The organism is Cupriavidus sp. PET2-C1, assembly GCF_054515855.1.
Genome location: NZ_CM137260.1, coordinates 1,223,635 through 1,243,849, shown reverse-complemented (window position 1 = coordinate 1,243,849; position 20,215 = coordinate 1,223,635). Strand labels below are relative to the sequence as shown.

17 protein-coding genes are annotated in these 20,215 nt (G+C 66.7%); 8 read left to right on the top strand and 9 right to left on the bottom strand.

All coding sequences use genetic code 11. From position 1 onward, the window contains the following. Positions 1-2: 2 nt before the first annotated feature. Both ACX12D_RS25575 and ACX12D_RS25570 read left to right on the top strand, forming a co-directional pair. Positions 3-890 (top strand): PhzF family phenazine biosynthesis protein, encoded by an 888-nt coding sequence (locus ACX12D_RS25575; protein WP_459376252.1) that lies wholly within the window; start codon positions 3-5, stop codon positions 888-890. Then, positions 887-1,372 carry a RidA family protein gene (locus tag ACX12D_RS25570; protein ID WP_459376251.1) on the top strand — a complete coding sequence of 162 codons (486 nt, stop codon included), beginning with the start codon at positions 887-889 and terminating at the stop codon, positions 1,370-1,372. The genes ACX12D_RS25575 and ACX12D_RS25570 overlap by 4 nt, the downstream gene beginning before the upstream one ends. A gap of 20 nt (positions 1,373-1,392) precedes the next feature. On the opposite strand, the gene ACX12D_RS25565 is transcribed toward ACX12D_RS25570, so the two are convergent. Beyond that, positions 1,393-2,184: a helix-turn-helix domain-containing protein gene (locus ACX12D_RS25565; protein ID WP_459376250.1), complete on the bottom strand. Its 792-nt coding sequence runs from the start codon at positions 2,182-2,184 to the stop codon at positions 1,393-1,395. A 39-nt stretch (positions 2,185-2,223) separates the two neighbouring features. Beyond that, entirely contained in the window at positions 2,224-2,988 is a 765-nt protein-coding gene (locus ACX12D_RS25560; RefSeq protein WP_459376249.1) for an SDR family oxidoreductase, read from the bottom strand. A 341-nt stretch (positions 2,989-3,329) separates the two neighbouring features. Between ACX12D_RS25560 and ACX12D_RS25555 the strand changes: the two genes are divergently transcribed. The 3 genes from ACX12D_RS25555 (at position 3,330) to ACX12D_RS25545 (ending at position 6,339) form a co-directional block, all read left to right on the top strand. Next, positions 3,330-4,016: a hydrolase gene (locus ACX12D_RS25555; protein ID WP_441631626.1), complete on the top strand. Its 687-nt coding sequence runs from the start codon at positions 3,330-3,332 to the stop codon at positions 4,014-4,016. 78 nt (positions 4,017-4,094) lie between these two features. Further along, positions 4,095-5,966, top strand: coding sequence for an amidohydrolase (locus ACX12D_RS25550; protein WP_459376248.1), 1,872 nt, complete (start codon positions 4,095-4,097; stop codon positions 5,964-5,966). Positions 5,967-6,045: 79 nt separating this feature from the next. Next, a complete protein-coding gene (locus ACX12D_RS25545) occupies positions 6,046-6,339 on the top strand; it encodes a XapX domain-containing protein (RefSeq protein WP_459376247.1) in 294 nt (97 codons plus the stop codon). Positions 6,340-6,459: 120 nt separating this feature from the next. Here ACX12D_RS25545 and ACX12D_RS25540 read toward each other — a convergent pair whose 3' ends face one another. Both ACX12D_RS25540 and ACX12D_RS25535 read right to left on the bottom strand, forming a co-directional pair. Further along, complete coding sequence (locus ACX12D_RS25540; RefSeq protein ID WP_459376245.1) at positions 6,460-6,678, bottom strand: DUF2188 domain-containing protein; 219 nt, start codon at positions 6,676-6,678, stop codon at positions 6,460-6,462. 86 nt (positions 6,679-6,764) lie between these two features. After that, positions 6,765-7,490 carry a GntR family transcriptional regulator gene (locus ACX12D_RS25535; protein ID WP_459376244.1) on the bottom strand — a complete coding sequence of 242 codons (726 nt, stop codon included), beginning with the start codon at positions 7,488-7,490 and terminating at the stop codon, positions 6,765-6,767. A gap of 170 nt (positions 7,491-7,660) precedes the next feature. Between ACX12D_RS25535 and ACX12D_RS25530 the strand changes: the two genes are divergently transcribed. The 3 genes from ACX12D_RS25530 (at position 7,661) to ACX12D_RS25520 (ending at position 13,588) form a co-directional block, all read left to right on the top strand. Continuing rightward, positions 7,661-8,881 (top strand): pyridoxal-phosphate-dependent aminotransferase family protein, encoded by a 1,221-nt coding sequence (locus ACX12D_RS25530; RefSeq protein ID WP_459376243.1) that lies wholly within the window; start codon positions 7,661-7,663, stop codon positions 8,879-8,881. A 248-nt stretch (positions 8,882-9,129) separates the two neighbouring features. Next, positions 9,130-10,398, top strand: coding sequence for an MFS transporter (locus tag ACX12D_RS25525; protein WP_459376242.1), 1,269 nt, complete (start codon positions 9,130-9,132; stop codon positions 10,396-10,398). Between the two features lie 163 nt (positions 10,399-10,561). After that, positions 10,562-13,588: an FAD-binding and (Fe-S)-binding domain-containing protein gene (locus tag ACX12D_RS25520; RefSeq protein ID WP_459376241.1), complete on the top strand. Its 3,027-nt coding sequence runs from the start codon at positions 10,562-10,564 to the stop codon at positions 13,586-13,588. Between the two features lie 112 nt (positions 13,589-13,700). Here the strand turns inward: ACX12D_RS25520 and ACX12D_RS25515 are convergent, their stop codons facing one another. The 5 genes from ACX12D_RS25515 to ACX12D_RS25495 all read right to left on the bottom strand — a co-directional run bounded on the left by ACX12D_RS25515 (position 13,701) and on the right by ACX12D_RS25495 (position 20,183). Beyond that, on the bottom strand, positions 13,701-15,134 hold the full coding sequence (locus ACX12D_RS25515) for an MFS transporter (protein ID WP_459376240.1): 1,434 nt from the start codon (positions 15,132-15,134) through the stop codon (positions 13,701-13,703). Positions 15,135-15,274: 140 nt separating this feature from the next. Further along, on the bottom strand, positions 15,275-16,027 hold the full coding sequence (locus ACX12D_RS25510; RefSeq protein WP_459376516.1) for a hypothetical protein: 753 nt from the start codon (positions 16,025-16,027) through the stop codon (positions 15,275-15,277). Positions 16,028-16,076: 49 nt separating this feature from the next. Next, a complete protein-coding gene (locus ACX12D_RS25505) occupies positions 16,077-18,560 on the bottom strand; it encodes a TonB-dependent siderophore receptor (RefSeq protein WP_459376239.1) in 2,484 nt (827 codons plus the stop codon). 119 nt (positions 18,561-18,679) lie between these two features. Then, positions 18,680-19,666 carry a FecR domain-containing protein gene (locus ACX12D_RS25500; RefSeq protein ID WP_459376238.1) on the bottom strand — a complete coding sequence of 329 codons (987 nt, stop codon included), beginning with the start codon at positions 19,664-19,666 and terminating at the stop codon, positions 18,680-18,682. A 4-nt stretch (positions 19,667-19,670) separates the two neighbouring features. Further along, a complete protein-coding gene (locus ACX12D_RS25495; RefSeq protein ID WP_441631646.1) occupies positions 19,671-20,183 on the bottom strand; it encodes a sigma-70 family RNA polymerase sigma factor in 513 nt (170 codons plus the stop codon). Positions 20,184-20,215: the final 32 nt, after the last annotated feature.

Genomic DNA, 20,215 nt, shown 5'->3' with positions numbered 1-20,215 from the left:
GCATGCCCACTACGCCCGGCGCGGTCACGGTCATGCGCGTGTTTGTGCGCGGTGCGAACGCGGCCCGTGGCGGCAACCCGGTTCCCCTTGTCGCCGATGCGCGCGGCATGTCCGACGCTGCCATGCAGCAGGTGGCGCTCAGCCACGGACATGAATCCGCCTTTGTCCTGCCGCCGAGCGATAGCCGATTCGACTGGCGCCTGCGCTTCTTTGTCCCGCAGCACGAGATGGAAATGTGCGGGCACGCCACCGTCGGCACGCTCTGGGCGCTGCGCCAATGGAAACGCTGGACCAGCCCCACGGCATGGGTGGAGACCTTGAGCGGCCCGGTCGTCGCCCGGTGGGATGAAGCGCACCAGCGCGCCTGGATCTCGCAGCCGCCCGTCAATCGCCGCGCGCTGTCGGAGCCGGAGCGCCAGCGCGTGGCCGACGTGCTTCGTTTGCCGGCCGGCGCCGCGCACTATGCCATGACCAACGCATCCACCAGCCGGGTCAAGACCCTGGTGGCACTGCCGGATGTGGCGGCGCTCAACCGGTTGCAGCCGGATTTCGACGCGATGGCGGCGCTGTGCGAGTCGATCGGTTCCACGGGGCTCTATCCGTTTGCGATGGATGCGACGGCGCCGCACGTTGTGCATGCCCGGCAGTTCCCCAAATCCTCTGGCTACCCGGAGGACGCGGCGACGGGCATCGCCGCGGCCGCGCTCTGGGGGCATCTGATTGCGTCGGGCGCATTTGCCAGCGACGGTGCTGGCTCGCAAACGGTCACCGTCATGCAAGGCGAAGCCATGGGCTGCCCGTCCGAGATCCAGGTGAGCCCTCGGTATTCGCCAGAAGGGGGGAGCGATGGTTGCTGGTTAAGCGGCAACGTGGAATGGGAGGCGCCGTGAGCCATGCATCTCCGGAGGCCCGGCTGGCAGCCGCCGGCTTTGCATTGCCGAGCGCGCCCGTGCCGCGCGGCATGTATGCCCCTTCCTGCATGGTGTCCGGGCAGGAAGGGCGATGGATTGCCATCAGCGGCCAGACGTGCCGGCAAGATGGGATAGCCATCGCGGGCATATGCCACGGCGAGTACGACGTGGCCGACGCGCGCCTTGCCGCCGAAGTGGCCATGCTGAATGCGCTGGCGGCGCTGCGGGATGCTTGCGGCGGCCAGCTGGACCGGGTGGCACAAGTGATGCGCTTGCGCGGCTTCATTCGTGCATCGGCGGATTTCGCGCACCATCCCGCGGTGCTGGACGCGGCCTCGGCCGTGCTGTGCGTGGCGTTTCCCGGCCAGTTGCTGCCTGCCCGCAGCGCGGTTGGCGTGGCCAGCCTGCCGAGCCATGCCTGGATCGAAATCGAGATCGATGCGTGGGCGCTGGCCGGCTAAACGCGTTGTCGGACGGCTGGCTAACGGGTTTGCTCGCCGGCCGTCCGCAGTAGCCTGGAGAGGTGCCCGCTGGTAGCGAATCCAAGCCGCTCGCTGACCCGGGCCAGTGAATGCCCCTCGCTCAGCAATGCCCTGGCGTGCGCTGCCAGCAGCCTGCGCCGGATGCTGACGGGACTGGCGCCGAACTCCTCCTGCGCGGCGCGTTGAAGCTGGCGCGTTGAGACGCCGAGCTCGCAAGCCACCGTTTCCACGGCGGGGAGCGCGGCCTCGTATTCCAATGCCAGCATGAAGCACTGCACCATCCTGCTCCCGATGGAGATGGGCGCTGGCGGCAAGGCCAGCGGCCGGCTCGATAGCACTTGCGCAACGATCGCGCGCACCAATAGCGCGGCGCTGGCCGTGGTGAGGGTCGGCGCCAGCAGGGCATCCAGCATGGCGATGGTGGCGCCGTCCAGACGGAGGGCCCCGAAATGCCGGCACTCGCGCAGGCTGTCGGGCGGCAGGTACAGCTCCCCGTGTTGTTGGCGGCCCGAGTCCGAGACGGTGAGGTGCGCGGCACAAACGGGAAGCAAGACGGCCGAACCCCGGACCAGCCTTGCGGCGCGGGAGTCCGCGAGGCCAGGGGCGCGATCGGAATCATGGCCTGGCGCCATCCACGCACTCTTGAGCTTGCCCAGGCGCGGCCACAGCAGCATGGCGCAATCGTGCGTATGCCATTCGAAGCGGTAGTCCGGCTGGCGGCTTTCGCGGAACGCGAATCCTTGGGCCGAGATCAGGGCAAGCTTGGAGGAGAGTGGCGCAGTGATGGGCATCGGAACGCGTTGCTGGTGTCGTGGCTTTCGAGCCTTTGCTCAGGTACGGGTGATCGATGCACCACCATCCACCAGGGATGCGGTACCGGTCACGAAGGCTGAATCGTCGGATGCCAGGTACAGCACCGATCTGGCCAGTTCGTCCGCGCTGGCCACGCGCTTGAGGGCGTGGAGGTTGGTGATAAAGGCCTGGGACTCCGCCGTGCTGTTCATGCTGCGGTACATGTCGGTGTCCACCGCCCCCGGCAGTATCGCATTGACACGCACCCCTTGTGGCCCGAACTCGGCGGCCAGCGCCTGGGTCAGGCCGATCAGGCCCGATTTGCTTGCCGCGTAGGCTGCCACACCGGGGAACGCAAAGCTGTAGCCGACGAACGTCGAGGTGAAGATGACCGAGCCGCCGCCGTTCTTGAGCATTTGCGCGATCTGGTGCTTGGCGCCGAGGAAGGAACCCGTCAGGTTGATCGCGATGGCGTCATTCCAGCCCGCCTCGGAAACACCGGTGCTGGGACCGGACTCGCCCAGCGTGCCCGCGTTGTTGAACGCGACATCCAGCCTGCCGTAGCGCTCGACCGCCAGCGCGACCAGTGCCTCGGCATAGCTCTCCGCGCGCACATCGCCAGCCAGCGCGGTGGCGTCGCCGCCGGCCGCGCGGATCTGCGTGGCCAGTTTGTCCAGTTCGTCCTGGCGCCGCGCCCCGATGACGACCTTGGCGCCCTGGGCGGCAAACAGCGTCGCCGTGGCGAATCCGATGCCGCCGCTGGCACCGGTGACGATGGCGACCTTTCCGGCCAAGCGTTCCATGGCGTTTCTCCTGTTCGGCGCATGCGGAGGGCTCCGCCTGATTTCGCCTGGTTAAGCGAGTATGGTTGCCAAATGCGATTTCCAACAGGGCCGTATCGCAAAATTCACATAAGCGCATGACGCCATGCCGGCGCCGAAGGCAAGGAGAAACGCGCCCGCTGCCGGGCAAGAAAAGCCTGGCCCGTTTGAAAAGAGTTCCTATATTAGTAAGGCTCAAAGCATGGGGCGCGTTTCACGCCGCCGCATGTGCACGCATGCGGGCGCCACGCCCGCCAGGCGAATCCAGGACGAGGGCACCACGCGTCCTCAATCCATCGGCACGTCCGTATCGGAGAACCACCATGGCTAACCCGAAGCTCGAGGTATTGACGCCACAGAACAGTCAGTTGATTTTCATTGATCACCAGCCGCAGATGGCCTTCGGCGTGCAATCCATGGACCGGCAGGCCCTCAAGAACAATACGGTCGGATTGGCCAAGGCCGCGAAGATCTTCAATATTCCCACCACGATCACTACCGTGGAGTCCGAGAGCTTTTCGGGCTTCACCTATCCGGAATTGCTCGATGTGTTTCCTGGCAAGACGCTGCTTGAGCGCACGTCGATGAACTCCTGGGATGACCAGAAGGTACGTGACGCGCTCGCGGCGAACGGGCGCAAGAAAGTCGTCGTCTCAGGCTTGTGGACCGAGGTGTGCAACAACAGCTTTGCGCTGTGCGCGATGGCCGAGGGCAACTACGAAATCTACATGGTGGCCGACGCCTCGGGCGGCACTTCCAAGGAAGCGCACGACTATGCCATGCAGCGCATGATCCAGGCTGGCGTCGTCCCCGTGACCTGGCAGCAGGTGCTGCTCGAATGGCAGCGCGACTGGGCGCACCGCGACACCTATGACGCCGTGATGAAACTGGTCAAGGAGCATTCCGGCGCTTACGGCATGGGCGTGGACTATGCCTACACGATGGTGCACAAGGCCGAGCAACGGACCACCGACAAGCACGAGGCCCTGCCGGCAGTGCCCGCCCGCTGACTGCGCTTTGCCGAACCGGCGGGTGCCGCTTCGCCGCGGCCCCCGCTGCATGTCGTTGCCATCGACCGGAGCCTCGCCATGGATGCCACCGCCAAGCCCGAACTGATCCTGATGAACGGGCGCTTTGCCACGCTTGACCGCGCCAACCCGCAGGCCGATGCCGTTGCCATCCAGGACGGCAAGTTCGTTGCCGTGGGCACGCGGCAGGATGTGATGGCCCTGGCGCACAGCGGCACCCAGGTGATCGACCTGCATGGCCGCTGCGTTGTGCCGGGGCTGATCGACAGCCATATGCACATCATCCGCGGCGGGCTGAACTACAACATGGAGTTGCGCTGGGATGGCGTGCGCTCGCTGGCCGATGCCATGCGCATGCTCAAGGAGCAAGTGGCGCGCACGCCGGCACCGCAATGGGTGCGCGTGGTGGGCGGCTTTACCGACCAGCAGTTCGCGGAAAGGCGCCTGCCTACCATCGACGAGCTGAACGCGGCCGCGCCGGATACCCCGGTATTCATCCTGCACCTTTACGACCGCGCCATTCTCAATGGCGCCGCCCTGCGTACCGTGGGCTACACCAAGCACACGCCGAATCCGCCGGGCGGCGAGATCGTGCATGATGCCCAGGGCAATCCCACCGGGCTGCTGCTGGCCAAGCCGAATGCGACCATCCTCTATGCGACGCTGGCCAAGGGCCCCAAGCTGCCGCCCGAGTACCAGAAGAATTCCACGCGGCATTTCATGCGCGAGGTCAACCGTCTTGGCGTCACCGGCGTGATCGATGCCGGCGGCGGCTTCCAGAATTATCCGGAGGACTACAGCATCATCGAGGCCCTGCATGCCGAAGGGCTGCTGACCATCCGGCTGGCTTATAACCTCTTCACGCAGAAGCCCAAGGATGAGCTCAATGATTTCAAGACCTGGGCCGGCAAGGTCAGGCCGGGGCAGGGCGACGACGTCTACCGGCACAACGGCGCCGGGGAAATGCTGGTCTATAGCGCCGCGGACTTCGAGGATTTTCGTGTCGAGCGTCCCGAGATGCCGCCCTCCATGGAGAGCGACCTGGAGCCGGTGATCCGGCTGCTGGCGGAAAACCGCTGGCCATGGCGGCTGCACGCCACCTATGACGAGACCATCTCCCGCGCGCTGGACGTCTATGAAAAGGTAGCGAAGGACGTGCCCTTCGACGGCCTGCACTGGTTCTTCGACCACGCGGAGACCATCACGGACCGCAACATCGACCGCATCGCCGCGCTGGGCGGCGGCATTGCCGTGCAGCACCGCATGGCCTACCAGGGCGAGTACTTCGTCGAGCGCTATGGCGCCAAGGCCGCTGAGAGCACGCCACCCATCAAGCGCATGCTGGAGCGCGGAGTCAAGGTGGGCGGCGGCACCGATGCCACGCGCGTGGCGTCGTACAACCCCTGGGTGTCGCTGTCCTGGATGGTCACCGGCAAGACCCTGGGCGGACTCTCGCTGTATCCGCAGGCCAACCTGCTCGACCGCGAAGCCGCGTTGCGCCTGTGGACCGAGGCCAATACCTGGTTCTCCTCCGAACAAGGCAAGAAGGGCCAGATCCAGGCCGGGCAACTGGCCGACCTGGCGGTGCTGTCGAGCGACTATTTCTCCGTGCCGGGCGACGAGATCCAGGACATCACCTCGGTGCTGACCATGCTGGGCGGCAAAGTCGTGTATGGCGATGGCGACTTCGGCAAGCTGGCGCCGCCGCTGCCACCCGCCATGCCGGACTGGGCGCCGGTGCGCGCTTTTGGCGGTTACCAGCCACGCCGAGCGCCGGGCGCGCAGGCGCTGGCCGTGACGGCTGGCTGCGGCTGCGCGAGCGCCTGCGGCGTGCACGGCCATGCACACGCGGGTGCGTGGCAGTCCAGCGCGCCGGTGTCGGATTACCGCGGGTTCTGGGGCGCGTTGGGTTGCTCCTGCTGGGCGTTCTGATTTCTGATAGCAGGGAACACCTTTTGCTTTTGGCCCGCACCACCATCCTGACCGGCGGCTACTTCCAGGGAGAAGCACCATGAAGCTGTTTCTTGTTTCGTTCGGCGCGGGGATTCTGGTCGGCATCATCTATGCGCTGCTGCAGGTCCGCTCGCCGGCCCCGCCCGCCATTGCCTTGATCGGGCTGCTTGGGATGCTGGTTGGCGAACAGGTGGTGCCTACCGCGAAGCGCTTGATGGCCGGCGAGCCGATCACCGTTGCGTGGTTCCGCTCCGAGTGCGTGCCCAAGATCAGTGGCGCGCCGCCCGCGACGCCTGCGCCGGCACAGGCGGCGGCAACAGTGGCCAGCACAGGGGACAAGAGCGGCACGTAGGTGCCGCTCCACGCGGGGCATGGCGCCAGGACCTGGACTTATGTCCCGGCTTGCCCTTCTGGCTGGTGGATGCCATCTCGTGCCGTTCGGCTTCGCGCATCGGCTTGGCCATCTTCAGCGCTATGTCGAGCGAGGCTCTTGCCCGAAGCTGCTGCGGGTACGGATCTGTCCGTCCAGTCCGTGAATCAACAACTCGACCTGCTCGCGCTGGGCGTCGCGCGTGCCGGCCGCCACGGCGTCTTCCTGCGACGCGTGATGTGAGTTGGCATACCGCGCGCCCTCCTGGATCACGTCCCATCCGGAACCATGTGGCAAAACGTGGATGTTATGGGCTGTCATGACGATCTCCTGTGGGGGTCTTGCAGATAGCGGCTCACTCCATTCTGGTCCAGTGCCAGCGCACGGCTATCGGAGATCGTCTGACTTTAGGCGTTGTGGGCGGGCGGGTCGCCGACCGGATCCGGGTGGATCTGCATGATGGCGTCGCGCTTTTCCAGCAAGTGGCGCTTGAGGATGGCGCCCAGCAGCTTGCCGTCACGCGCCTCCAGTGCCTTGATCATGTCTTCGTGATCATGCACGGCGCGGTCCCACTTGTCGGTCTGGTGGTTGGAGCGAAAGCGCAGCGCCTTCAGGCGGCGGTTGATGCCCTGGTAGGTCTGGCGCAGCGCGGTATTGCGCGCCGCCTCGTTGATGCGGTCGTGGATTTCCTGGTTGCGGCTGTAGTAGCCCGGCAGGTCGTTCTGCACGCGGCAGGCCAGCATCGAATAATGCAGCGCCTTGATCTCGGCCAGTTCGGCCGGCGTGATGCGCTCGCAAGCCAGCTCGCCCGAGAAGGCCTCCAGGCCGCTCATCAGCTCGAACGTCTCCCAGACTTCCGCCTCCGTCATGCGCGAGACGCTGGCGCCCCGGTTGGGCGAGATGTCGATCAGGCCCTCCGCCGCCAGCACCTTGAACGCCTCGCGCAGCGGCGTGCGGGAGATGCCCAGCGTTTCACATAACTCACGCTCGTTGAGCTTCATGCCCGAGGATAGCACCCCTTCCACGATGAACTTGCGCAGGTGCTCGACTACCGTGTCGTGCAGCCGCTGGCGCTCGACCTTGGGGAGGACCGTGGCAGGGCGCGTGAGGTCGCTGCCAGATGGATTCTGCATTCAAAGTCCTTATCTTTGCGTTTTTCGCATTCTACTGCATCTCTTCGCAGGCACCCAAATTCGGGGTAAACACCCAGTGTTCAGGCCAAAACAGCGCTTGGAGGTGGTGCGTTTCGTCTGCTAAAGTATTTTGAATGCAAAATGCATAATTCACAAAGGAAGGACAATCCATGATCAAACTCGACTTCCATCCCGCCGGCCGCCACTTCCTGCAGATTCCCGGCCCGAGCCCCGTGCCCGACCGGATCCTGCGTGCCATGAGCTACCCGACCATCGACCATCGCGGCCCGGAGTTCGGCGCGCTGGGCCGCAAGGTGCTGGCGGACATCAAGAAGATCTTCAAGACCGAGCAGCCGGTCATCATCTATCCGGCCTCCGGCACCGGCGCCTGGGAGGCCGCGCTGACCAACACGCTGAGCCCCGGCGACACGGTGCTGATGTTCGAGACAGGTCACTTCGCCACACTGTGGAAAAAGATGGCGGAAGCGCTCGGGTTGAAGCCGGAATTCCTCGGGCTGCCGGGCATCGAAGGCTGGCGCCGCGGCGTGCAGGCCGACATGATCGAAGCCCGCCTGCGCGCCGACAGCGCGCACGCCATCAAGGCGGTGTGCGTGGTGCACAACGAGACCTCGACCGGCGTGACCTCCGACATCGCCGCGGTGCGCCGCGCCATCGACGCCGCCGGCCACCCGGCGCTGCTGCTGGTGGACACCATCTCCGGCCTGGCCTCGGCGGACTATCGCCACGACGAGTGGGGCGTGGACGTGACGGTATCGGGCTCGCAGAAAGGGCTGATGCTGCCGCCGGGGATCAGCTTCAATGCGCTGTCGCCCAAGGCCATCGCGGCCAGCAAGGCGGCCAAGCTGCCGCGCGCGTTCTGGGCCTGGGACGAGATCATCGAAGCCAACAAGAACGGCTACTGGCCGTACACCCCGAACACCAATCTGCTCTACGGCCTGTCCGAGGCGCTGGACATGATCCTGGAGGAGGGCCTGGACAACGTCTTCGCGCGGCACCAGCGGCTGGCCGAAGCCACGCGCCGCGCGGTGCGGGCCTGGGGCCTGGAAATCCAGTGCGCGGATGCCTCCGTGTACAGCCCCGTGCTGACGGGCGTGATGATGCCCGACGGCGTGGATGCCGACCAAGTGCGCAAGCGCATCTATGAACGCTTCGACATGTCGCTGGGACAGGCGCTGGGCAAGATCCGCGGCACGATGTTCCGTATCGGGCATCTCGGCGACTGCAACGACCTCACGCTGATGGCCACGCTGTCCGGCTGCGAAATGGGGCTGAAGCTCGCCGGCGTGCCGGTGGCGGCCAGCGGCGTCGTGGCGGCGATGGAGTACCTGGCCTCGCATGCGGCTAGCCCGGTGCTGAAGGCCGCGGCATAAGCCAGCGCGGGAGGGCCGGGCGGCCTTCCTGAACCCGCGCAACGCAATAGCAAGCGAACAAGTGCAATCAGGCATGGCTTCACCCCTGGGGTGAGGCCAGGGACAGGTGTTGCCCATTTTTGCCGTTCGGCAGCCATGCCACCGCCCGTGCGCAGCAGCGGGAACCGGCCATAGAGCCGGCCGCGATGAATTTGCCTCGGCCCCGGCGCCCCGCCGGGCGGGCAGGAACAACACAACGGAGACAAACCATGAAGCGCCTGCGTGCAACCAGCGTCGTGCTGGGGATGCTATGCATCATGTATTTCATCACCTACCTGGACCGCGTCAATGTGAGTACGGCCGCGGCCGGCTTTGGCCAGGAGTTCAACCTCAGCAAGACCGAAATCGGCCTGGTGTTCTCGGCCTTTGCCTATCCCTACCTGGTGTTCCAGATCATCGGCGGCTGGGTCAGCGACCGGTTCGGCGCCAAGCGCACCCTGATGGTCTGCGGCGTGCTGTGGGCCGTCGCCACCTTGCTCACGGGCTTTGCCGGCGGGCTGGTTTCCCTGCTCGCCGCGCGCCTGCTGCTGGGCCTGGGCGAGGGCGCTACCTTTCCGGCGGCCACCGCCGCCATGGCGCGCTGGGTGCCCAAGGAAAAGCGCGGCTTCGCGCAGGGCATCACCCATGCCTGCGCCCGGGTCGGCAACGCCGTGGCCCCGGCGGCGGTCGTCGCCATCATGGCGGTCTACGGCTGGCGCGAGTCGTTTTACATCTGCGGCGCGATCAGCCTGGTCTGGGTGGCGCTGTGGGCGGTGACCTTCACCGAGCATCCGAAGGACCATCCCCGCATGACCCCGGCAGAACTCGAAACGCTGCCCGCCCCCAGGAAGAAGTCTGTCGACGTGCCCTGGCGCCGCCTGTTCAAGCGCATGGCCCCGGTCACCATCGTCTACTTCTGCTACGGCTGGACGCTGTGGTTGTTCCTGAGCTGGATTCCGCAGTACTTCCTGCATAGCTACGACCTGGACCTGAAGAAGTCCGCCATCTTTGCCTCCGCCGTATTCTTTGCCGGTGTGATCGGCGACACCCTGGGCGGCATCGTCACCGACAAGCTCTATGACCGTACCGGCAGCCTGAAGCGCGCGCGCAGCGGGATGGTGGCGGTCTGCATGCTGCTGACCATGTTGTCGCTGCTCCCCTTGCTGTTTACTCACAACCTCTATGTCTCGATGGCTTGCCTGGCCGCCGGTTTCTTCTTTGCCGAGATGACGATCGGGCCGATGTGGGCGATTCCCATGGACATCGCGCCCGAGCACTCCGGCACCGCGAGCGGCATGATGAATTCCGGCTCGGCGCTGGCCGCGATCATCTCGCCGGTGCTCTCGGGCTACCTGATCGACCGCTTCGGCAGCTGGGAGCTGCCGTTTATCGGCAGCATGGTGCTGATGGGCATCGGCGTGATCCTGGCCTTGCGCATGCAGCCCGAGAGCAAGTTCGAAACCGAGCCCGCGGATGCCGCGAAGCCGTTGCGCGCCTGAGCCACGCAGACATGCCAACCGACCCGCAAACCATGCGCCGGCCCTATCCCCATCTCCGTTCCTATCCGGAGCAGGAGCTCGCCAGCCGCCGGTTGCGCTGATCCTCGCATGACACGGCGCACCGGCACGGCAACCCCCTCCACACAAGCCCTGGCAGAAAGCCATGAACCCATCCTCCTCCCCGATGCTCGTCAAGCCGATCCATCTTGTGCCGTCGCCGGGCCGCGCCGGCCCGGCACTGTCGCCGCTCTCGGCCCGTTTGCGCAAGGAACTGCGCGGCGACGTGTTCTTCGACCGCGCCAACCGGGGCCGCTACGCCACCGATGCCTCGATCTACCAGATCACGCCCATCGGCGTGGTGGTGCCGCGGGACCAGGCGGACCTGCTGCTGGCGCTGGAGATCGCCCGCGACGAAAAAGCCCCGGTGCTGGCACGCGGCGCCGGCACCAGCCAGTGCGGCCAGACGGTTGGCGAGGCGCTGGTGATCGACAACAGCAAGTGGCTGAACAACGTGGTGGATTTCGATCCGGTGGCCGCTACCGTCACGGTTGAGCCAGGCATCGTGCTGGACCACCTCAATGCCTGGCTGAAGCCGCACGGCCTGTGGTTTCCGGTGGATGTATCGACGGGGGCGCAATGCACCATCGGCGGCATGGCCGGCAACAACTCATGCGGCTCGCGCTCCATCGAGTACGGCAACATGGTGCACAACGTGCTGGGCATCGATGCCGTGCTGGCAGATGGCAGCCAATGCCATTTCGGCTCGCTGAAGGCGCCCGTTTCCGATCCGCGCGTGGCGGGCATCCTGAATGGCTTGCAACGCATCGCCACGCGCGAGCGGGACGAGATCGCCGAGCGCATGCCCAAGGTGCTGCGCCGCGTGGCCGGCTACAACATCGACCTGTTCGCATGCCAGAATCCGCGCGCCTATACCGACGACGGCTACGCCAATCTATCGCATATCCTCGTGGGTTCGGAGGGCACGCTGGCTTATAGCCGCCAGGTCACGCTGAAGCTGTCCGCGCTGCCGCGGCACAAGGTACTGGGCGTGGTGAATTTCCCCACGTTCTACCAGGCCATGGACATGACGCAGCATATCGTCAGGCTCAAGCCGGCTGCGGTGGAGCTGGTGGATCGCACCATGATCGACCTGTCGATGGAGAACCCGGCGTTCCGCCCCGTCATCGAGAGCGCCTTGTCCGGCGAGCCGCAGGCCATCCTGCTGGTCGAGTTCGCAGGGGAGGAACACAGCGCGCTGCTGGCGCAGCTCGACGACCTGGCGGCGCTGATGAGCGACCTTGGGCTGCCCGGCTCGGTGGTCAAGATGGCCGACGCCAAGTCGCAGAAGGCGTTGTGGGACGTGCGCAAGGCCGGGCTCAACATCATGATGAGCATGAAGGGCGACGGCAAGCCGGTCTCCTTCATCGAGGATTGCGCCGTGCCGCTGGAGCACCTGGCAGAGTACACCCGCCGGCTTACCGCCGTGTTCCACAAGCACGAGACCGAGGGCACCTGGTATGCCCATGCCAGCGTGGGCACGCTGCATGTGCGCCCGATCCTGGACATGCGGCGCGACGGCGCGGCGCGCATGCGCGAGATCGCCGAGGAAGCGGCGGAGCTGGTGCGCGAGTACAAGGGCGCGTACTCCGGAGAGCACGGCGACGGCCTGTGCCGGGGCGAATGGGTGGCCTGGCAGTACGGCCCGCGCATCAACGCCGCCTTCGGCGAGATCAAGGCGCTGTTCGATCCGGACAACCGCTTCAACCCGGACAAGATCGTACGCCCGCCCAGGATGGACGCGCGCGAGAACTTCCGCTTTGCGCCGGGCTATGCCGCCTTGCCGCTCACGCCGGCGCTCGACTGGTCCGCATGGAACGTCAGCCGCAACCCGCTGACCGGCGAGGAAACGGCGCCCGGCACGGGCACCGACCGCGCCGGCGGCCTGGCCGCGGCGGTGGAGATGTGCAACAACAACGGCCACTGCCGCAAGTTCGATGCGGGCACCATGTGCCCGAGCTATCGCGTGACCAAGGACGAGCAGCACGTCACGCGCGGCCGCGCCAATACGCTGCGGCTGGCCGTGTCGGGGCAGCTGGGCGATGACGGCCTTGCCAGCCCCGAAGTCAAGGAAGCGCTCGATCTGTGCGTCTCCTGCAAAGGCTGCAAGCGCGATTGCCCGACCGGTGTGGACATGGCCAGGTTCAAGATCGAGGCGCGCCATGCCTGGGCCCGGCGGCACGGCATCACCCTGCGCGAGCGCATGGTGGCGTTCATGCCGCGCTATGCGCCCGTGGCGAGCCGCCTTGCCGGGCTGCTGGCGCTGGCCGATAGCATTCCCGGCATCTCCGGCGTGGTGAAGCGGGCCATGGGATTCGCGCCCCAGCGCTCGCTGCCGCGCTTCAAGGCCGCGTTCCTGTCGCAAGCCAAGGCAACGCACCAAGGCGGGGGGGCGCGCGAAGTCATGCTCTTCGTCGATACCTTCAGCAACTACATGGAGCCGGAGAACGCACTGGCGGCGCAGCAGGTGCTGGAGGCGGCGGGCTACACGGTGCATTTCAACCGCCGCGAAGGCGAGCGCCCCTTGTGCTGCGGCCGCACCTTTCTAGCAGCGGGGCTGGTGGACCAGGCCAAAGAGGAGGCGCGGCGCCTGCTGGATGCGGTCAAGCCCTATGTCGATCGCGGCATCCCCATCGTCGGCCTGGAGCCTTCGTGCCTGCTGTCCTTGCGCGATGAGTTCCTCAACTATGGCTACGGCGACGAGGCCAGGAAGCTGGCCGCACAAGCCTTCCTGTTCGAGGAGTTCCTGGTGCGCGAGAAGGAAGCCGGCCGCCTCTCGCTCGATCTCGATGCCTTGCAGACGAGCGAGGCCGTGGTGCATGGCCACTGCCACCAGAAGGCATTCGACGCCTTCATCCCGGTGCAGGCCGTGCTGGGCTGGATCCCCGGCCTGAAGGTCTCCCCGGTGGAATCGTCCTGCTGCGGCATGGCGGGCAGCTTTGGCTACGAGGCCGAGCATTACGAGGCATCCAAGGCCATGGCCGAGCTGTCGCTGCTGCCAGCGGTGCGCAAGCGCGCCGCCAACGCCATCGTGGTGGCCGACGGCACCAGCTGCCGCCACCAGATCCTGGACGGCGCCGACACCGAGGCCATGCACGTGGCGCGTGTGCTGGCGATGGCGCTGAAGCGGTAGGGCGGGCCTGAGGCCCGCGCAGTGCACCGTAGTGCCGCTCTGCCCACGCCGCGGTCGCTGCCTGAACCTGGGGCGTGGCTGCGCTGGCAGCGTCAGACAGGGGCAGGCAAAGTCATCGTGATGCGCCTGCAGCGCGGTGGGTGATCCGGCGCGCCGCCAGTGCGGCCAGCGCGGGCGCCAGGGCAAAGCTGGCAAACAGCCAGGCGGCGGCGGACTGCGCGCCTGCCGTGCCGCCGGGGGTGATGAGCCCGGCCGCATTGGCGACCAGCCCTGCGACCGCCGCGCCGATCGCCATGCCGTAGAGCTGGACCGTGGTGATCGCGGCCGAGGCCATGCCTTCCTCGCCGCGCGGCGCCAGCGTCAATACATGTGTCAGCAGATGCGGCCAGCCGATGCCCACGCCGGCACCCGCGCCGGCCAGTGCCAGGCCGCTCAGCAGCGTGCGCACCGCCGGCGCGAGGCTTGCGCCCGCCGGCACAGCCAGCGCCAGTGCGAGCAAGCTGGCCGCGCATAGCACCGGCCCCACGCGCAGCAGGCGCGCCGCGCGCTCGCTGTCCTGGCCGGAGGAGAGCAGCGCGCCCAGGCTCCAGCCGCCCGCCATGGCCGCGGTAAGGTATCCCGCGGCCAGCGGCGTGTGGCCGTGCAAGGTTTGCAGGAAATACGGCACGAAGACCTCGGTGGTGGTGCCGACCAGCAGCAAGGCCACGCTGGCGTAAACCGCGCCCAGCGGCGTGCCGGGCTTGGTGCCGCCGGTTGGCAGCAATCGCACTGGCGCGCGCCGGTCCCACGCCACCGCCATGGCGCCCAGCATCAGCCCTGCCACCATGCCGGCGGCCTGCCAGGCCATCTCGTCCGACAGGCTGCCCGCGGCCACCGCCAGCACGGAAGCCGCCAGCAACGCGATCTGCACAGCAGGAACGCTTGGCGCCGCGCCCGACGCAGCCGGCTTGCCGTTGGGCCGCAACTGCCCGGCCACCAGCACACCCTGCATCAACGACACCGGCAGCAGCGCCCAGAACGCCCAGCGCCAATGCCCGATTTGCGCGAACAGCCCGCCGACAGCCGGCCCGCACAGCGTGGCGACGCCCCACATGCCCGAGACCAGCGCCACGGCGCGCGGCCACAGCGGCGGGGCAAACACGACGCGGATCAGCGCATAGCTCAGCGCCGCCAGCGTGCCGCCGCCCAGGCCTTGCACGCCGCGGCTGGCCAGCATCCAGGGCATGGACGGCGCCAGGGCACAGCCAGCGGAGCCCAGCGCGAACACCGCCAGCGCGGCGATGGGCGCGCCGCGCTGGCCCAGCGCGGCCAGCAGGCGCACGGACAATGCCGCGCCGACGATGGAGGCCACGACGAAGAGGGTGGTGTTCCAGGCGTACCAGTCGAGGCCGCCGATGTCCTGCACCACCGATGGCAGCACGGTGGTGACAATGTGAACGTTGATGGCATGGAGCGCCACGCCGCCGGTCAGGGCCAGGGCGAGCAGCCCGTTTTTTGCGCGCAGCAGGTTGCGCCAGGTGCCGGTAGCGGCTTGGTCAGGAGACATTGAGAGAGGGGCGACAGGCTGGCTGTCATTGCCTTATTATCCAAATTAGTTCTTGGATAATAAGGTGTCGCCTTCAATTACACAAGTATATGCTTTGTAAATTCGGGCGAACTGGAAGGGAAGCCCCCCTTGCCGGCGTCCTACCGCAAGCCCGCGGCCCAATCCACCGCCGCGTCGAAGAGCTGCTGCCCCGGCGCCGCAAGGTTGCTGAACGTGTCGTTGTCGAGGAAGAACATGACGCGGCGTGCCGGGGCGATCGATTCATAGTCCATCGTCGCGCCCTTTTCGTAGGCGAAGATGGCGGCCTTCTCAGGCTGGCCATATAGCGTGGCGATGATGCTGGCACCCAGGCCGGGCTTGCCCCAGCTCATGCCGGCCTGGCGGTTGTAGACGCTGATCGCTCCGGCCGGCAGGCCCGCTGCCATGGGGTGCGGCGCATTGACCAGCCACACATAGCGCTCCTTCGGCGCCTCGCCAAAGTCCACGTCGTGGCGCTTGCCGGTCATGGCCAGGTCGTCCAGCAAGTCGTTCTCCCAGGTCAGTAGCGGCTTGGGCAACTGGCGCCATCCGGCCGCGACGCGCTTGGCGGAGATGGTGGACGACATGACGATGAGATCCGCGTCGCGCGCTGCGTCGGGCGATTGATCCTGCTCAACCAGGCTGACCGCGTAGCCGCGTGCTTCCAGGTGCGATTTGATCTTCTGGTCGACGGGCATGTCGGGCCCTGCGGCCTGGACGATCAACGCGATCCTCTTGCCTTGCCCGCTGGGCTGCGCGGCGTGGGCGGACATGCCGGCACCGCAGGCGGCCACCAGCACGGCGGCGATCGTTGCGCGGAGCGCTCTGGCCATGACGCTGGCGCAGGCAGTGGGGCGGTAGTTTTCGAGCGGCATGGTGTCAGTCTTCCTCATCGGGCAATCAGGTAATCGGGTAATCGGTGGCTCAGAATTCAAAGGTGGACAGGAGCGTGACCTGACGCGCATCGCCCACGGATACGAAGTACTTGTTGACGCTGGACGGGTAGTAGGTGCGGTTGAAGAGGTTCTTCACGTTGAGCTGGAACCTGAGCTTGCGCTGCCCGATCTTGGTCTCGTAGGTAGCGAAAGCGTCGGCCACGGTATAGGCCGGCAGCGTGAAGCTGTTGGCCGAATCGCCCGGGCGGTTGCCTACATAGTGCGCGCCCGCGCCCAGGCGCAGCTTGTCGCCGCCAAAGATCTGGCCGAAATCGTAGACGGCCGACAGGGACGCCGTGTGCTGCGCCACATTCCACAGGCGATTGCCCGCGTACAAGGGATCCTCGGTGGTCTTGGCGTCGATATACGCGTAGCTGCCGATCAGGTTCCAGTGCTCGCCGATCTGGCCGGCCACGTCCAGCTCGATCCCGCGCGAGCGCGCGCGGCCGGAGGTGCGCCAGTCGGTCAGCCGGGTCACGTCGTTGTACTGGGACACCAGCACGTTCTTCTTGTCGATATTGAAGAACGCCAGCGAGCCGGTCATGCTGCCCGGAAGGTCCAGCTTGGTGCCCAGTTCCCACGACCGGGCCTCTTCCGGCAGCACGCCCGAGTCGATCACCACGCCGGAGCTGAGCGGCGCGATGGTCGAGGTTGGCTTGAGGGACTGGGTGTAGCTGCCATACAGCGACACGGCCTTGGTCCATTTGTAGACCAGGCCGGCGCGCGGCAGCCATTTGTTACCGTTGATGTCGGTGTTGACGTTGAACGGACGGCCGCGTCCGGCGACCTGGCTGTATGACAGGAAGCGGGCGCCGCCCACCAGGATCCATTTCTCGCCCAGGTGCAGGCTGTCCTGGAAGAACAACGAGGTGTTGTGCAGCGTGTCCGCCTGGTCGCTGTCGCTCGCCGAGACCGTGCTGGATGGCGACTCCAGGCCGTAGACCGGATTCAGGTAGTTGAAGGCGCGGGTGGTGTTCTGGCGCAGCAGGTCCGCGCGGTAGATCCTGCGGTACTCGCTGTCGACACCGACCTGCAGGTCGTTGCGCAGCCCGGCCACGGTGAAGCTGCCATCCACATAGGCAATGCCGTAGCTGTCCGTACTCAAGGCGCCATGGGTGGCGTCGTTGCTGCGCGACAGCACGCCGGTGGTGGCGTTGACCCCGAACACGCGCAACTGGTTGGCGTCGTAGCTCTCGCGGTTGTAGCTGTACCCGAAGTGTCCTTTCCAGTCGGCATTGAACTGGTGGTCGACCGCCAGCTGCACCAGGTGGGACTGCCCGTCCATGCTGTTGAACGGCTCATCCAGCCGGCGCCGGCTGGGGATGGCAAGGGGCTCGTTGGTCTTCGGGTCGATGGCCGTGCCGCGATCGAACGGATACAGAAACTTGCGGTATTCGTAGGACAGGACCACCTGCGTGTCCTTGCCGTACCAGGCCAGCGAGGGCGCTACCAGCGTCTCGCGATGCTCGCCGAAGTTGCGCCAGTATTGCTCGTTGACCTGGTCCACCACCAGCCGATAAGCCAGGCCCGAGGTACCGATGGGGCCGGTGGAATCCAGCGTGGCGCCCGCGCCGTTCTTGCCGTGGCCATAAGTGGAGCCGAGCACGGAGATGGCGTTGTACTGCTGCAGCATGGGCCGCTTGCTGACGATATTGATCACGCCGCCCGGATCCATGATGCCGTACAGCAGCGAAGACGGGCCTTTGAGCACCTCCACGCTGTCGGCCGCCGCGTTGAGCCCGCGGCCCTGAATCAGCGGCATGCCGTTGTGCATCACCGAGCCGTCGCGATTGCCGCCAAAGCCACGCTTCATGATGGTGTCCTGCGTGCCGGCCAGCGTATTGCCCTGGGTGATGCCGCTGATGTTGCCGAGCGCGTCGTCCAGGTTGCGGGGGCGCTGATCGCGAAGCGCCTGCGCCGGTACCACGTTCACTACCTGCGGGGTGTCGAGCAACGGTGTGTCGGAGCGCATCACGGATGCCGTGGGCGCGGGACGGTAGCTGTCTTCACGGGCGGCATCGGCGCGCACGGTGACCGGCGGCAGGGCGGCCTCATGGCCGCTCGCGGCGGGTGCCGCTGCCGAGGGCTCGATGCGCCTGACCAGCGCATAGCCGCCATTGGCCTGCGCCACGGCGGCCAGGCCGGTGCCTTGCAGCAGTTGGGCCAGCGCGTCCGGCACGTTATAGCGGCCGTGCAAGCCCTTGCTTTGCAGGCCGGCGGTGGTTTCCGTGGGGAAGGCAAGCAAGATGCCGGCTTCGCGGCCCAGGCGGTTGAGCGCGCCCTCGAGCGGGCCGGCGGGGATGTCGTAAGCCCTGGCGGCGGCTGGCGCCCCAGGTGCGTCCGCCGCCCACGCCGTGCCGGGAAGCAGGCTGGCCGTGGTGAGGCCCATGGCGAGCGCGGCGTGCCCGATGGCGGACGCTAGCGTCTGCCGCTTGATGCGGCCAAAGGCGCCGGCGTTTTGATGAGGTTCCATATTCGATGGCTCGGTGGAGGATGGAAGATGTGGTGCGCTTACCTCCCATGTCACGCGAGAATCAAAAACAGACCACCTCCGGCAAGGATTTTTTCGGGGAAAGGAACGGGTACCTGAACCTAAGGGCGCGCAGGCCGTACGGTTGCCCAGTAGCGTGTCATGAAGCGGATTTCCACCGGCAGCGTGGTACGCAGCATATCGAGGACGCGGTCGGTATCCGCCAGCGGGTACGTGCCGGAAACGCGCAGGCCGGCGATCGCCGGATCGCAGTGCAGCAGCCCCGGACGATGCCGACCAAGTTCGGCCAGGAACCGGTCCAGGCGCATGCCGCTGGCCACGAGCATGTTGTCGACCCAGGCGGTATCGGCGTCGTTGGCCTGCTCGGGCTCACCGATTGCCGTGCCGGTGAAACGCGCCAGCTCGCCGGCTTGCAGCGTGCGTGCCAGGCCATGCCCGTCGCGCGGGCGGATTGCCACAGCGCCTTCGAATACAGCGACGCGGCTGGCGTCGGGCTGCAACCGCACCGTGAAACGTGTGCCGAGCGGTTGCAGTTCTCCGTGCGCGGTCTCGAGGATGAAGGGACGCGCCCCCGCGCCGCCGTCCTTGCCGGTAGCCACCATGATTTCGCCGGCAAGCAGCCGCACACGGCGCTCGGCATGTGAGAAACGTACGTTGAAGGCGCTATCGGTATTCAGCGAGACCACGGTACCGTCTGCCAGCGCGACGGTGCGCCGCTCGCCCACGCGCGTGCGCTCATCCGCCACCCATTCGCGCCACGGTGTGCGCTCTTGCACCATCCACGCGCCGCCGCCGGCAAACACCAGCAGCGCCAGCGTCTTGACGGCCTCGCGGCGCCGGGGTGAGCGGGGCGGCGCCAGCGTGGCGTGGGCCACGGCCGAGGCCTGCGGCGACGAGAGCGCGCGCAGCCTGCCATTGACCGCTTCGATGCGTTGCCAGGCGCGAGCGTGATCGGGGTGGGCTTTCAGCCACTGCTGCCAGGCAAGCGTCGTGGCGCCGGTGGCATCCTCGGCTTGCAGCGCGAGCAGCCATTCGACCGCGCGCGTGGCGACCTCAGGGGGAATCCCCGCGGGTGTGTTTAGCGGCATGATGTCAAGCCACCGGCAGCGCGAAATAGCACTGCGTGCCGGCACGGACGAGGTAGCGCTTCACGGTAGTCACGGAGATGCCAAGCTGCGTGGCGATCTCGGCCTGGCCAAGGCCGTCAAGCTGCGAGAGCAGGAATGCCCGCTTGACCGGCGTGGGCAGGCCGGCCAGCAAGCGGTCGATTTCAAACAAGGTTTCCAGCAGGATGGCGCGGTCTTCGGGCGAGGGCGCCAGCGGTTGCGGCAACTGCGCCAGCGCTTCAAGGTAGGCGCGTTCGATTTGCTCGCGCCGCCAGTGATTGGCCAGCACCCGCTGGGCAACGGTGGTCAGAAACGCGCGCGGCTCCTGGATCGCGATGGCTTCTTCGCGGGCAAGCAGGCGCAGGAAGGTGTCGTGGGCCAGATCCGCGGCGCGATGCGTGCAGCCGAGCTTCTTGCGCAGCCAGCCGCACAGCCAGCGGTGGTGGTCACTGTAAAGCGTGAGCAAGTCGCGCTGACGCGGAGAATCGGCGGCCGGCATGGGCACTGTTTACTCAGGAGGGGGTGCGCGGC